The organism is Acetivibrio straminisolvens JCM 21531, assembly GCF_000521465.1.
Classification (GTDB): domain Bacteria; phylum Bacillota; class Clostridia; order Acetivibrionales; family Acetivibrionaceae; genus Hungateiclostridium; species Hungateiclostridium straminisolvens.
Window position 1 is genome coordinate 1 of the sequence record NZ_BAVR01000079.1, and the last position, 16,205, is coordinate 16,205.

The window sequence follows — 16,205 nt, forward strand, 5'->3', positions numbered from 1 at the left end:
CATACTAACATTTGTAAAATAATATAAAATCTTTAAATTTAAGGGAGAGAGGATCTAACTTAGAAAAGCTAAAAAAATTGTCTTGACAATGGGGAGCATTATAATTTTCTTGGACGACAAAATATATACAGTCGGAAAAGGTATTTAACGATTTGAAAAAATATCATGCTCAAAGATATAAGAATAACTTTGTTACATTTACAATTGCTTTTACATACAGAGACAATGGTGAACATTTTGGATGTAATATTTTTTCTTTACCTGATTCAGATGGAGAACTCAATTATACCGACTATAAAACATGGTATATTCGGTATAGTGGCGAATCTTCAGAATTGTACAATCCAATATTAGAGTAATTTTGGTGTATGATAGGGAGAGCTTATATATAAATATTTTACTGATAGAAGTTTGGATGCAAAAAGTTAAAAAAGTACAACTTACAAATTTGCATACATGAGTAGAACGAAATTGATTTTGAACATAGAAGCAAGCTGTAGATGATACATATGTAACCGTGGTAGACAAAAGTTATAAACAGCTGCAGCTATGATGCTTTTGGTAATGCAATTAGTCAGTGTCGAGAAGAAATCTAACTTGAAAAAGGTGACAAATTATAGTATTTTATTTATATTACCATTACTTTATATAAACATTTTATTAGCATAAAACCAATATGAAAATTAAGATTGGAGGATAAAAAATGAAAAAATAGCAATATCAATATTGACAATATTTATGTTAACGGTTCTATTTACAAATGTGGGCTTTGCAATTAATATTCCGCTTCGTGTAGTTGTTGATGAGAAAGAGGTGGATTTTCCCGATGCACAGCCATTCATTGATGCAAACGGAAGAACACAGACGCCCGCAAGATTTATTGGAGAAGCTTTAGGAGCAACAGTAACTTGGGATGGAAATGCAAAGAAAGCAGTATTTATAATGAGTGGAACAACATTAGAGTTGTTTATTGGGAAAAAGGAATATCAGGTGAATGGGCAAAAGAAGCAAATGGATACGGAGGCATTGTTGATAGAAGGAAGAACGTTCGTGCCGGCCCGTTATGTGGCGGAAGCATTTGGTGCAACTGTTAGTTGGAGAGCTGAAATTAGAACTGTGTACATAGAAACGGTTAAGACAGGCAAAGTGGAATATGATGGTGACACAAGGGAAGTGGGGGGATTTATTGTACCAAAAGATATAGATTTAATGGTTGCAGATGGAAAAGAAGATAGTAGATTTGAAGCAATGTTTACAATTGGTTTTTTAAAAAAGGATGTTGAGAAACAGAAAGATGATATGGAAAAAATATTATTACAGAGGCTTAGTGAAGATACGGTAAAAGAAATCATGAGTGTTATAAGGTCGAAGGTAAAAGATACGGACCTTATTGAAGAAAGATATTTTTATGACCAAAAGACTGGCCAACATATTTATCTTGCTAAGTCATGGCCAATAAGAGGTTCTACAATTACTTTATATATATTAAAAAAAGGAGTTACACCTTAGGACGCGGAATTAAATTTGTAAAGTTCTGAGGAGGTAAGATTCTATGAAAAAAATATTATGTTGTATAATATCGTTGTGTATTTTAATATCACATATGTTTATGAATACATATGCAATAAGTTATAAGAGTGCAAAGGAAGCAATTGATGATGCTAATGATTTTCTATTAAAAAAAATGGATTATGAGAATTATTATTTACTACAAATTGATGGGATGGATATAAATGATAAGCTTGCCCAATATGGTTTAGATGTTTTCTCAAATAGACCTGTATTTGTATATGGTGATAATATACAAGCGAGCAAGAAAACGACATCAGCAGGTAGAGACTTTGTAAAAAAAGTTAATGGTAAGGACGAATATCGTGCATTGGGATATGCAATAGATGGTTCGGTTTTCCCGAACCCTGTTTTTCCACACGATAATGAAGGTTATGCTGCGGAAGACAAAATGTGGGTTAAAGAACCATGGCTTGATGGTACAAAAGTAAGGTATCTATGTAGTGAGAATGGAACTGTTGTAGAAAAAACCTTATCAAACAATGTCCTTGAGTATATAAATAAATGGATAAAATTTAATTATTTCCACCCTGATCATGTTAAAGTTTATACAGGCGAGAGAAACTATTTTGTAAAAAATGCAGTTGATGTGCCGGAAAAATTAAAGGACAATTTTGAAGACTTTCTATACATAATTCAGCCTCCGACAGAACATGCATGGGGACTAGGCATAGCATTTTACTACTGGAATGGATATAATAACCTTAACTATAGGTCGTTTCTTATAAAGCCGTTTGACATGGATGAAAAAGATTTGGATGTTAGTTTCAGCAATATTCCCGGAAGTACGACAGAAGGTAAAAAAGTGTTGATTGGGGTAAAAGTAAAATCGCACTTTAACACGGATCTGAAGGGTGTAAACTTTAAGTGGAATATTACTACAAAAAATAGTGATGGAAAAAGTATTCCATTGAATGCGGATATTTATGGGCTTGAATTTGGCGGTTCATCAGGTGTTCAAAGCGGAAGTGTAGATATATTGGCACGGTATAAGGAAGAATGTTTTTATGCTGAGTTCACAATGCCTAGTAGTGATGTCTATGTAGAGTTTGTAATTAATGAAGACGGAAAAAATCCTTTAGAAAGTAATGTAGAAAATAATACCGTTTCCACAGTGATTAAACCAGAAAAACCTGTAAATTTAGCGGTCAAGAAATATGATTTGCCGTATTATGCATTATCTCGGGAGATACGCTATCCACTGGCTAATGAGGATATTATATTTAATTTTAATAAGCCAAGTGGTGCTTCGTGGAGTGGGAATGGCAAAGTAAATACTTTTAGTGTTGATGTAAATACGAAATTCTTACACAATCATCAGATTGGGAGTGTAACTGTCGATGATTATGAAGACCAAGTAGCAGTGAGTTTGCCGAATGTAATAGCTAAAATTTATAGAAGTAGTTTTGGAGATGATCCTCAAAATAAAAGTTGGTTAGTCAGTGATAAAGAGGCTGATATAATAACAAAGTCTTTAGATACGCCCTATGATATTTCTGTATTGAAAAAGTATGAATACAACACGAAATGTAATAAACATGAGGACTGTGAAGCTGAAGGCTGTTCGGGTTATGTAGTAGAAACAGGTTATGCAAGCAGCAAACGAAGCGGAAATGCTCCGATAGAAATAAACACATATGTGTATAACGGTAAGAAAGATTTGAGCAAAAAGGTATATGAGAATAAAATTAGTAATAATTATGACACGGACTTTAAAGCAAGAATCCTATGGACAAACACTCCTATTAAGTTTAGCGTAATACGCTATATGTGGAACCTGAATGACCGTGGAGAGTCGATTACATATCAATCTGTACCGGGCAAATACGAAAGGGAGTTCGTGCAGCAGTGCAGTGCTGATATCGACTGGAATGTAACCAGCTCAATGAAACAGGATTACGAAAAAGCTAAGAATGCTGCAAGAGACGGTAAAAAAGACAAAGCATTTTATGACAAGGCAGTATTTGCAACAGATAAAAACCTGCAAAGAAATTACGAGTATCCAATAAAATCAGGCTATTACTTTAATCCAACAGGTACATATACATTTGAGGTTACAACTGTTACCTATAAGAATAGCAAAGGCGAGACAGAGGAGCATAAAAAGCTTGTAGATGAGTTAATCAACTCCTTCAGATATGAATCAAACTTAATATATATTAATTCAAGCAATCAGCCTGTAAATATTGCAAATGGGCCTTACACAGACCTTGGAGTATTGACTGTAAAAGATGATGGATTGATAGATATACATAAAGAATACAAAAATAATGAATATAGGATACCCTATTATTCTGACAAGCCGTATGATGATGAAAATGAAAATAAAAGTCACGATTTTTGGAAAATGTCTATGGAAGGTTATTCTTTATCAGGCAGCTTAGACAGTTATAACAAGTATAAATATCGAGAATATGTTGCAGGAGGAGAAGTATATGAAATAACCGAGACTACAAAGGTTACAATTAAAGTAAACGAAAATAATAAAATGTTTTACACTCATCCCAAAATGCCGGATGGAGAATACTATGTTAGAGTAAAGCTTTCTCCTATAAACTTAAGTAAAATTGCTAATGTTGAATACAGATCAATAAATGATTCATTAAAGGAAGTCATTTTAGATGGCATTAAGGTTACTGTAAAAGGCTCGATATATGATGATATAAGTTAATAACTGTGTATAAATTTAAAAAGTTAATATCACATATAACAATAACTTACCGTGTTACCCTGAAAGAGTGCGTATGTACTAGATCTGTAGGGTACACGGTTTTCTGTTTTCAGGATATTTGAGAGTTTTTGTTCACTCACGCAAGCAAACTAAATGTTTTAATACTCTTGAAACATGTGTAAAATTGTTGTAAAATTCCATCTAAACCGTATCAATATTAAGATTGGAGGGATAAGGAATGAAAAAAATAGTGATAACAATATTAGCAGTGTTTATGTTAATGGTTCTATTTACAAATGTAGGCTTTGCAATTAATATTCCTCTTCATGTAGTTGTTGATGGAAAAGAAATGGATTTTCCCGATGCACAGCCATTCATTGATGCAAACGGAAGAACACAGACGCTGCTAGGTTTATCGGAGAAGCTTTAGGAGCAACAGTAACTTGGGATGGAAATGCAAAGAAAGCAGTATTTAAAATGAATGAAACGACATTAGTATTGTTTATTGGGAAAAAGGAATATGAGCTGAACGGGCAAAAAAAGCAAATGGATACGGAGGCATTGTTGATAGAAGGAAGAACGTTCGTGCCGGCTCGTTATGTGGCGGAAGCATTTGGTGCAACTGTTAGTTGGAGAGCTGAAATTAGAACTGTGTACATAGAAACGGTTAAGACGGGTAAAGTGGAATATGATGGTGACACAAGGGAAGTGGCTGGATTCATTGTACCAAAGGATATAGACCTAGCGGTTGCAGGTGAAAGAGAGAGTCCAAGTTATGAAGTAACGTTTACAATATCATTTTTAAGAAAAAATGTTGAGAAGCAGAAAGATGACATGGAAAAAATATTGTTACAAAGGTTAAGCGAGGATACGGTAAAAGAAATCATGAGTCTTGTGAGATCAAAAGTAAAGGATACGGATGTTATTGAAGAAAGATATTTTTACGATGAAAAGACTGGACAATATATGTATATGCCTAAATCATGGCCAATTAGAGGTTCTACAATTACTCTTTATATTTACAGAAAAGGAGTTAAACCTTATTAAGACATAAAATCAAATTTATCAGACTAATATCATTGGGTATATAGAATTTAATATTGCATATAATGGGAAAGCAAATTTTCAAATTGCCTTCCACTGATATAATTTATATATTATCATTTATAGTTCAATTAAAAATAGTTCAATTAAAAACATAACATCAAAAATTATACATAGAAAAAGGTGAAGAATATATGAGCAGACTAGGTTCGGAGATTGGAAGACTTCGGAAGGAACTCGGAATTACTCAAAAGCAGCTTGCTAAATTGGTAGGCGTTTCGGAAGGATTCATTATCGATGTGGAATCAGGAAGAAGGATACTGAATGAAGACCTCGTAAAAAAATTTTCCCGAGCATTGCGGGGTGAAGTGGGGAAACTGGAATTATATGAAGTTGAACAAAACAAGCCGGAACCGGACGGAAATGTGGTGAAGGTTGTTGAGAAGCCTATACAGGATATTTGGAATGATGCCCTTTCGGGAATTCTCATGCCTGTACCTGTATACCGGTATAAGATGGACAAAGCGATTAATACAAAGCAGCTGCCTATAATCCACAACAAAGTTGAAGGCTTTCCGAAAGACAAGGTGTTTTATCTGATGATTGAAGATAACGACATGTCTGGTTTTAGAATTATCAAGGACGATCTTGCTTTGGTTTACAATACTCACGACATTGATAAGGATGGAATTTACTTTGTTGATTATAAAGGTAAGAGGACAGTAAGGCAGATAAAGGACATTGGAAACGGCAAACTACTGCTTGTTAGCAATAGCGGAAGATTAGTAACCGATACGATTTACAGAAAGGATCTGAATGTGCTGGGAAGATTGATTCGGCTTGAAATTCCACTGTAGAGTCAAAACCTTAAATTTCCAATTCTGTTTACATCATCGGGCACTGAACGTCCTGCTCTGAAATGGTTGAGGGAGTACTTGAGCTCAAATTCTACAGTTACTCCGACTGTCGGGCTGACTGTGACTCCATCAACAAAAAGTGCATTTACAAAACTTGAAGCCGAAGAATATGACGACCTCAGTTCTTCCACTATTCAGGTTATAGGTACGGCTGACGGTGGAGAAGGTATAGGTTATATTGAATACGGTGACTATCCGGTATTTAAAAATGTTGCTTCGGAAGTGGGGCAAAGTCCTTTGAGGCATTTGATGCGTCAGGGGTAAGTACACCGGCAAATATTGAGATAAATGAACACTAATCGGGCAAAGAGCCTTTTTGGATTTGAAAATATTTCTTGACTTTTTTTACAGGTATTATATAATTAACTCCTAATACATTTAGGAGGGATGATACTATTTATGAAATCAAAAAGAATTTTAGTCGCACTAATAGCAGCTGTAATGGCATTTTCTCTGTGTGCATGTAATTCCGGTTTGGCATTGTACGTTAATGTCAAAGCCGGCGAAAGCTACAAATACCAGGTTAAGATGGAACAAACAATGGATATGGAACAAAGCGGTCAAAAGATAACGACCGATCAAAATATGGTGTTTGACTTTGTCGTAACCGTTAATGAAGTGGATTCAGAGGGTAATATTACAGCAGACTATAAATATGATGCTTTAAAAATTGATATGAGTTCAAATGGCTCAACGCAGTCCTTTGATTCAAAAAATGTCAATTCCGATGATCCGATGTCAGCAATATACAATAGTTTTATAGGCAAGGGCTTTACAGCCAAAATGACTAAATATGGTGAAATTAAGGAAATCAGCGGCATTGACAACCTTTTAAATTCAGTCGTGGATTCTGTGGATTTTGGTGAAGCTGAAGGAGCACAGGCTTTAAAGGAGCAGATGAAAGAAAGTTTAAAACAAAGCTTTGGAGATGAATCAATAAAATCAGCTGTTCAATCGGCTGTGATATTCCCCGATAAAGGAAATATTAAAGCCGGTGACACTTGGACTGTTGAAGATAGCGTAAAATCCTTTGTTGATATAAACGTAACCACCACATACACTCTAGACAAAATAGAAGGGGATACTGCCTATATCTCGGTTAAGGCTGATTTAAAAACTGATTCTTCCAACTCTGCTGATTATATGGGTATGGATATGACTGCAGATTTTTCGGGTACAGTAACAGGAAACATAAAAGTTAATATTAAAAACGGCTTTTTATCAGAAGGACAAATCACTCAGGAAATATCGGGCAAAATGAGTTTGGTAATTCCGGCAATGGAAGGTATTGAGAGCCAGACAATAGAATTGCCGGTAGATTATAAAACTACAATTACCTATACAACAACTAGAATGTAGTTTTAACACACAGATAATACATTGGCATTAAAAGAAGTTGACAAGACCGGTTCTTGTTGACTTCTTTTTTGATTTCAAAGAACTGATTATCAAAGTTTTCATGTTTAAACATACCCATGCCAAGCAAATAATATAACAAAATATTATAGCATATGGAATGGGAGAAAAGGATGTTTAAGAACAGACGGTTATTGATGACTTTGGTTGCTTTTTTGGCTGTTTTTGCAACAGCTTATGCATTTATATATTATAGCGATAGCTCAAATAGAAAAAGCAAAAAAATTGATGAGAATGGAAACATTCAGCTGGGGCATTCTTCGACAAATGAGAATGGCAACAACGAAAACATCAACAAAGAAGAGATTCCTCCCAGCCCTCAACCTAAAAGAGAACCGGTAAAAGTAAAGGGGTTATATATTACCGGGACTTCTGCCGGAAACAAAAAGTTTATGGAAAAGCTTATAAACCTTATAAATACTACCGAGCTAAATACAGTGGTTCTGGATATAAAAGAGGATGGAAAGGTCAATTATCTTTCCGGGCTGGAAAGTGTAATGAGAATCGGGGCATATCACGAGTTGTATAATGTAGATGAAGTCATAAAGCTTTTACATGACAACAATATATATGTAATCGGAAGAATTGTATGTTTCAGGGATAATTACCTGGCCGGAAAGAGGGTGGATCTCGCTATAAAACGCAAGGACGGAACGATATGGAGGGAAAACGGAAGTATAGCGTGGACAAACCCTTATAACAAGGAGGTATGGAAATACAATATTGATATTGCAAAGGAGGCAGTAAGCAAAGGATTTGACGAGATTCAGTTTGATTACGTGAGATTTCCTGCTGCAGGAAAAAACGAAGTTGATTACGGGGAAAATCCTTTGTCAAAGGCTGATGCAATTTCGGGTTTTCTTAAGGAGGCAGCAAATGAAATAAATAAAATGGGGGCACCGGTTTCGGCAGATATATTTGCTATTGTTTGCGAGACCCCGGGAGATACGGAAGGCATAGGACAGGTGTTGGAAAGAGTAGGAATGGATGTGGATTATATATCTCCAATGATATATCCTTCTCATTATGCCAATGCATCCCATGGAATGATGGGAAACGGGAAGGGCCAGTCTATTAACGGCATACTTTTTACTGCACCGGATTTAAAGCCGTATGAAGTTGTATATAATGTGCTTTTAAAAACAAAGGACAGGATATCAAAGGTAGAGGGATATAGAGCAAAAGTAAGACCGTATCTTCAGGATTTTACAGCTTCATATCTTCCCAAAGGTTATTATCAGCATTATGGACCCGAGCAGATAAGACAGCAGATAAAGGCGGTTTATGATGCCGGCTATGAAGAATGGATATTTTGGAATGCGGCAAACACATATACGGAGTCAGCATTTTCCAGAAAATAATTTTAAAATAAATTAAACTTTTATCGATATTTCTACGTCTAAATAGTATTATTGAATATGTAACGGCAAAATAACCTGTACAAAGATTTAATATGGTATTTATTGATAATGACAACAAATATATTTATGCTATAATTTAATAATATAATAGCAAAAGTATATGCAACTAATTAAAAAACCAAAAAAACACAACGGGGGGTCAATATGTCAGCCAAAAACGCACAAATAACTTTAAGAAACAGGTATTTTTTAGTAGTATTGATGGTCTTTGTATTTGTTTTTTCTTTAGCAGCATGCAAAGGTGCAGATGTCGAAGTAAACAATCCTGCACCTACAGCACAAGCAACCGACAACGGTCAAGCAAACAATGATGGTAACCCGGATAGTGATGTTCCGACAACTTCAGAACCAGGTGAAGAAGCAAGCCCGGTACCGAGCAATTCCGGAGAAGATGTAAAGCCTGTGAAGAAGGATATCAAGGTAAAAGCTCTGTATCTTACAGGATGGACTGTGGGAAGTGACGAAAGAGTTCAGCATTATGTTAATCTTGCAAATAGTACGGAAATTAATGCCTATGTTGTAGACATCAAGGATGACGACGGATATGTTGGCTATGAGTCAAATGTACCGGCTGTAAGAGAAATCGGTGCATGGAAGACTAAGTACAATGCGGACAAAGTATTAAAAACTTTTCATGATAATAATATTCATGTTATTGGAAGACTTGTATGTTTTAAGGATCCTGTTTTATCCTCCAAAAAGCCGGAATTGGCGGTTAAGAGTGTGAATGGAGGTTCGTGGCGCGACAATCACAATCTTACATGGCTGGACCCCTATAACAAGGATTCATGGCCTTATTTGATTGAGATAGCCAAAGAAGCCGTTGAAAAAGGGTTTGACGAAATCCAATTTGACTATATCAGATTTCCTAACGACGGAAGCAAAAAATCTATGAACTTTAATACCGGCGGAAAGGAAAAATATGAAGTAATAAATGAGTTTTTAGCTTATGCAAGAGAACAGCTTCCGGGAGTTGTTCTGTCGGCGGACGTATTTGGGATAATACTGGAAAGCCCGGCGGATACGGAAGACATTGGACAGTATCTTGAAAAAATAGTAAAAGATGTGGATTACATTTCGCCTATGGTATATCCGTCCCACTATGCTGTTGGCCAGAAAGTTAACGGTGTTCAGTTTATGAAACCGGACCTTGATCCTTATGGAGTGGTATATCAAAGTCTTGTTAAGTGCAAAGACAGACTGGAACAGGTCGAAGGCAGTAAAGCTGATGTAAGGCTTATATTCAAGACTTTACGGCATCATGGCTTGGTAAAGGCTATTACCAGAGCTATGGACCTAAGCAGGTAAGAGAGCAAATTCAGGCTGTTTATGATGCCGGCTATGAAGAGTGGATATTCTGGGATGCGAACAATACGTATTCGGAAGAAGCGTTTTTGAAAGAGTAAACCTTTTACTTTAAAAAAAGTATTATGTAATTATTGCGGATAGCAAATGGAGTCATCATTTGCTATCTGTTTTTTTGCCACCTAGAGTGAAATGAAAGAGGAAAAATTTTAATAATTCAATTTTACCTATCTTAGTTTAATATCTCGTTATATAATTAAAAAACTTCTCGTAAAAACGGTTTTTTTGAGCTTGACTTGTAAAGGATAAATGATACAATATACTGTATGACGCTATAAGAAGCTACACAAAATGTAGTGAATTGGTGAGGGGGCTAATATGAAATGAATTTAACCGAAAACGCAATTAAGGTCCTGGAAAAAAGGTATCTTGCCAAAGATGAAACGGAAAGCTGTTGGAAGACCCGGAGGGAATGTTTAGGAGGGTTGCCAGGACTGTTGCAGCTGCTGATAAAGAATATGTATCGAAAGATGAGCTTAAAAGTATTGAACAGGAATTCTATGACATGATGGCAAGTCTTGATTTTTTGCCGAATTCACCCACTCTTATGAATGCAGGAAGACCTTTAGGACAATTAAGTGCATGTTTCGTTCTACCTATAGAAGATACAATGGAAGGAATATTTGAAACCATAAAAAATGCTGCTCTTATACATAAAAGCGGTGGAGGCACCGGCTTTAGTTTTTCACGCTTAAGGCCAAAAGGCTCTTCGGTAAATTCCACCGGAGGGGTTGCCAGCGGACCTGTGAGCTTTATGAAGGTGTTTAATGCCGCCACAGAAGCTGTGAAACAGGGAGGAACCAGAAGGGGTGCCAATATGGGCATACTTCGTGTAGACCATCCTGACATTATTGATTTTATAACATGTAAAAAGAACAATTCCGATATTACAAACTTTAACATCAGTGTGGGTATAACTGAAGAATTCATGAATGCAGTTGAAAATAATGAGGATTACAACCTTGTTGAGCCTCATACAGGTAACATAGTCGGTAAACGTAATGCAAAAGAGATATTTGATTTGATTGTTGATATGGCATGGACCAACGGTGAGCTGGGATAATCTTTTTAGATAGGTTAAACAGGGACAACGTTACTCCCGAAATAGGTATGATTGAAAGCACAAATCCCTGCGGAGAACAGCCTTTGCTGCCTTATGAGGCATGTAATTTGGGTTCAATCAATTTAAGCAATATGATAAAGTACGTTGAAGGAAAACCGGAAGTTGATTTTGATAAGCTCAGAAATACGGTATGGAAGGCAGTTCACTTCCTTGACAATGTTATAGATGTGAACAAGTATCCTTTGCCTGAAATCAATGAAATGACAAGAGGAACAAGAAAAATAGGTTTGGGAGTTATGGGATGGGCGGATATGCTCTGCAAACTGAATATCCCGTACAATTCTCAGATTTCCATAGATCTTGCGGAAAGATAATGCATTTTATACAGGACGAGTCCAGGAAGGCTTCAATTGAGCTGGCAGAAAAGAAAGGGGTATTCCCTTACTACGATAAGAGTATTTACAAGAATCTTGGGATAAAGGTGAGAAATGCCACTACCACGACCATAGCACCTACAGGTACGTTGAGTATTATTGCGGGTGTATCCAGCGGAATTGAGCCGTTATTTGCTATTTCGTATATAAGAAATGTAATGGATAATGACGAGCTCATTGAGGTAAATCCGGTATTTAAGCAGATAGCTAAAAATGAGGGATTTTATTCTGACGAACTCATGAGAAGGATAGCCAAGAGGGGAACAATAAAAGGATTTGGTGAAATACCGGAGAGAATTCAGAATGTGTTTGTTACATCTCATGACATTTCGCCGGACTGGCATGTTAGAATGCAGGCTGCTTTCCAGAAATATACCGATAATGCGGTGTCCAAAACCGTTAATTTGAGAAATGAAGCAACCCGCAAGGATGTTTCCGATGCTTTCTTGCTTGCATACAAGACAAATTGCAAAGGCATAACGATATACAGGATGGCAGCAGGGACTTGCAGGTACTTAATATCGGAAAAGTGAAAGGCAAGGAAGAAAGTGATTCCAAAGAAAAAGAGCCAACAAAGCCGGTATCGGGCATAGCCCCAAGGCCGAGATCGGAGATTGCAACAGGTTTTACCGAAAAAGTGAAAATAGGCTGCGGAAATTTATATATAACAGTAAATTATGATGATTACGGTATTTGTGAGGTGTTTACAAATACCGGACGGGCAGGGGGATGTCCTTCACAGTCGGAAGCTACGGCAAGGCTTGTATCTATTGCCCTTCGTTCGGGAGTTGACTACAAATACATTGTTGAGCAGCTTAAAGGGATAAGGTGTCCGTCCACAATAAGGCAGAAAGGTTTAAAGGTTCTGTCCTGTCCCGATGCTATCGGAAGGCTCATTGAAAAGGTTGCGAAAATCCAGAACGGACAGAAAGATGCGGCCGGTGAGATTTCTATTACAGAGGAGCAGAAATTTCAGCGCCCTACGGCTAATACCTATTATAAACTGGAAGAAACGCTCAACGACGAAGCGGATTTCAAGGTTGCTGAGCTGGAAGGTGATACAGAAAATGGAAATACTGCGGTTTGTCCTGAGTGTGGCAAAAAGGTTGAACACGAAGGCGGTTGCGTAGTATGCAGAAGCTGCGGATATTCAAAATGCGGATGATTATTTTGGGTTTAGATTAAATTAGGAGTGCTGCAAACTTAATTGGTTTTGCGGCATTCCTTTATTTTTGGCCTTTTGCAGAGAAATGAAAGAGGTAGATGCCAAGAGAGAAAAAAGAAGTTACATAGAATAAAAAACATAATGAACAAGATTTTCAGGTTGACTTCTATGCCCCGAAAACATAACATTGTGAGTAGGGAAATATCATTTTTTATTTTGGGGGTTAAAAATTCTTATGAAAAAGCATTACAGAAGACTTATCTGCACTTTATTGTCATTTCTCATGATAGTTTGTACTTTTACGTTCAGTGGTGCAAAGACGGAGCCTTGGAGCCCGTACCAAAAGTATATACCCAATGAGACACCGGTTGTAAAAAGGCATCTTAGGGGGGCATGGATTAGTACTGTTGTAAATCTTGACTGGCCGTCTGTTGATACCAGAAAAATTGAGAATCCTTCAGAAAGAATAAGAAAAAGCAAGGAAGAACTTGTGGAAATTTTAGACAATGCAGTGGCTATGAATCTAAATGCTGTTTTCTTCCAGGTTAGCCCGGAGGGGGATGCATTTTACAAATCGGATATAGTACCTTGGTCGCGCTATCTGACGGGAACTTTTGGAAAGGATCCCGGCTTTGACCCGTTGGAATTTGCCGTTGAAGAAGCCCACAAGCGCAACCTGGAGATTCACGCATGGTTTAATCCTTACAGGGTATCGATGAATACAAACGATTCAACCATTTCATCTTTAAAAATTCCAAAGAGCGTGTACAACGAGCATCCCGAATGGATTAAGACGTCCATGAGCAGGTTTGTGGTTGACCCGGGGATACCTGAAGCAAGGCAATGGGTAATTGACCGTGTCATGGAAGTGGTGAAAAAATATGATGTGGATGGAGTACATTTTGATGATTATTTTTACTACGAGCAATATGTGGGTGAGTTGAAGGATCAGGATACCTATAACAAATATAATAAAGGACAGTTTTCCAATATAGGCGATTTTAGAAGGAATAACACGTATTTGTTGGTAAAGGAGCTTTCGCAAAAGATAAGGGCATCAAAACCATGGGTTAAATTCGGTATTAGTCCATCTGGGGTATGGGGAAATAAGAGTGACGGGCATAGTGACGGTTCCAATACCAATGCAAGTTTTACAAACTATGATAGCTGTTTTGCCGATACAAAAAAATGGGTAAAAGAAGAACTTATAGACTATATTGCTCCCCAGATTTATTTCACTTTTGCAAACCCTAGAGCACCTTATGGAGAAGTGGCTTCGTGGTGGGCAGATGTATGCAGGGGAAGAAATGTGCATCTTTATATCGGTCAGGCGTTTTATAAGATAAACGATGACAGTGATCAATATTTTAAAGGCGAAAATGCTGTGCCGGAGTTGACAAGGCAGTTGAAATTCAATGCGGTAAAACCTGAGATAATGGGTACTGTTATGTTTCGCTTTATGAATTTTAAGGATTCAGGCAAACAGCAAGCGGTGAATGCCGTAAAAAATGACCTGTGGTCTAAGAAAGCCTGATTCCGGTAATGCCGTGGAAGGGCGGGAGTTCTCCTGACACACCGATACTGGGGAAATTAAATACCCTTTCCAATGGAGTGGAAATTTCATGGACGGATAATGACCCCGATACCGCGTATTATGCAATTTACCGCTTTAATACCGGGGAGAAGATGGACATTACCTCTGATAACAGTGCATACAAGCTTATTGCCACTGTCAGAAAAAACAGCCAGGGTGTGCAGAAATTCGTAGATTACGGGGTATTAAACGCTGACAGCGTATATTATGTTGTTACTGCCTTAGACAGGCTGCACAACGAGAGTGAAGGACTTGCGATTAGCACCAACCAGTCTAAATACTTTCCGGATGTTGGCATGAAATACTCTTGGGCTGTCGATGCAATTGACATGCTTTATAATGAAGGAGTTGTCAAGGGTGACGAAAATGGAATGTTCAACCCGGGAGTGAACACGAAAAGAGCCGATTTTACCATTATGATTATCAAGGCGCTGAATTTGGAGGCTGATTTTGAAGAGAATTTCGCAGATGTCAAAAAAGATGCATATTACTATGAGGCGGTTGGAGTTGCCAAGGCGCTGGGAATTGTGAAGGGAGACGGAAGGAATTTTAATCCCAATGCCAATATAACCCGGGAGGACATGATGGTTATAGTGGTCAATGCTCTTAACGCAGCTGCGGCAAAGATTGACAAAGCCGATGAGCAATTCCTTGAAAATTACAGTGATGCAAACAGTATAAGCAGCTATGCAAAGGAAGCGGTGGCTATACTTACGAAAGCTGGAGTTGTCAACGGTTTTGACGGGAAAATACATCCTAAAAGCCTGGCTACGAGGCTGAAATTGCGGTGGTAATATCAAAGCTGTTAACCAATATTGAGTATTTATAACAAGGCAGGAGAGAAAATAGATGTCCCTACTTTTTATAAGTGGTGGGCATCTTTTTTCTTTTTAAAGCGGCAAGTGTTTTTTTGCCTTGTTGAAATACTCTGATTAAGATAAAGTTTTTCATAATCAAAAAATATAACCATATCTTACTGATAATAATCGGAATATTTGCGAAATGAATACAAGCAAAGCATGATAATTATTTTGCGCAGTGTGGTTATACTAGTTTTGAGGAGGTGTAAAAGTGAAATTTTCAAAAATTGTGATTACAACTGCCATAATGGCTGTTTTGTCTTCCGTTTCTGTTTTCGCGGCTCCTAGAGCTACAGAGACGCCGAAAACTGATACAACTCAGCAGAAGAATCACTGTGAGCAAAAACGCGGAAATGAAATAAATAAAGACAGAGCAAAGGACAAAGGCTCCGATACTCAAATAGATCCCATAGAAAGGCTTAAAAAGAAGAAGGCAAAGGTTAAGGAGCTTTTGGATGCAGGAAAGATTACAAAGGAAGAAGCAGATGACCTCAATGCAAGAATAGATGCGAAGATTAAAGAAATTGAGGAGTTTAACAAACTTACTGCGGAGCAAAAGAGGGAAAAACTTAAAAAAGGATTGAAAGAAAAAATCGATAAAAAGGTCAAGGAAGGCAAACTCTCTCGGGATAAGGCGGATGAGATCATCAAGAAGTTTAACAAGAGAATTGATGAATGGGATGGAA

General features: G+C 37.2%; 7 protein-coding genes and 4 pseudogenes. All 11 read left to right on the forward strand.

Annotated elements, in window-relative coordinates; genetic code table 11:
* The first annotated feature begins 738 nt into the window (after positions 1-738).
* The gene (locus JCM21531_RS15300) at positions 739-1,509 is read left to right on the forward strand and encodes a copper amine oxidase N-terminal domain-containing protein (protein ID WP_054847136.1); all 771 of its coding nucleotides are present in this window, start codon (positions 739-741) and stop codon (positions 1,507-1,509) included.
* A gap of 43 nt (positions 1,510-1,552) precedes the next feature.
* Entirely contained in the window at positions 1,553-4,240 is a 2,688-nt protein-coding gene (locus JCM21531_RS15305; protein WP_038291155.1) for a hypothetical protein, read from the forward strand.
* 238 nt (positions 4,241-4,478) lie between these two features.
* Positions 4,479-5,287, forward strand: a pseudogene (locus tag JCM21531_RS15310) (copper amine oxidase N-terminal domain-containing protein).
* Between the two features lie 191 nt (positions 5,288-5,478).
* A complete protein-coding gene (locus JCM21531_RS15315) occupies positions 5,479-6,141 on the forward strand; it encodes a helix-turn-helix domain-containing protein (protein ID WP_038291156.1) in 663 nt (220 codons plus the stop codon).
* 66 nt (positions 6,142-6,207) lie between these two features.
* Positions 6,208-6,465 carry a carbohydrate-binding protein gene (locus JCM21531_RS15320; RefSeq protein WP_131464540.1) on the forward strand — a complete coding sequence of 86 codons (258 nt, stop codon included), beginning with the start codon at positions 6,208-6,210 and terminating at the stop codon, positions 6,463-6,465.
* Positions 6,466-6,600: 135 nt separating this feature from the next.
* Positions 6,601-7,560, forward strand: coding sequence for a DUF6263 family protein (locus tag JCM21531_RS15325; RefSeq protein ID WP_038291158.1), 960 nt, complete (start codon positions 6,601-6,603; stop codon positions 7,558-7,560).
* Between the two features lie 170 nt (positions 7,561-7,730).
* A complete protein-coding gene (locus tag JCM21531_RS15330; RefSeq protein ID WP_038291160.1) occupies positions 7,731-8,978 on the forward strand; it encodes a putative glycoside hydrolase in 1,248 nt (415 codons plus the stop codon).
* 204 nt (positions 8,979-9,182) lie between these two features.
* Positions 9,183-10,444: pseudogene (locus JCM21531_RS15335) on the forward strand (putative glycoside hydrolase).
* Between the two features lie 282 nt (positions 10,445-10,726).
* Positions 10,727-13,065, forward strand: a pseudogene (locus JCM21531_RS24635) (vitamin B12-dependent ribonucleotide reductase).
* Positions 13,066-13,300: 235 nt separating this feature from the next.
* A pseudogene (locus JCM21531_RS25205) lies at positions 13,301-15,488 on the forward strand (family 10 glycosylhydrolase).
* Between the two features lie 242 nt (positions 15,489-15,730).
* On the forward strand, positions 15,731-16,205 hold a 475-nt coding region (locus JCM21531_RS15350), incomplete at its 3' end, for a hypothetical protein (RefSeq protein WP_038291162.1).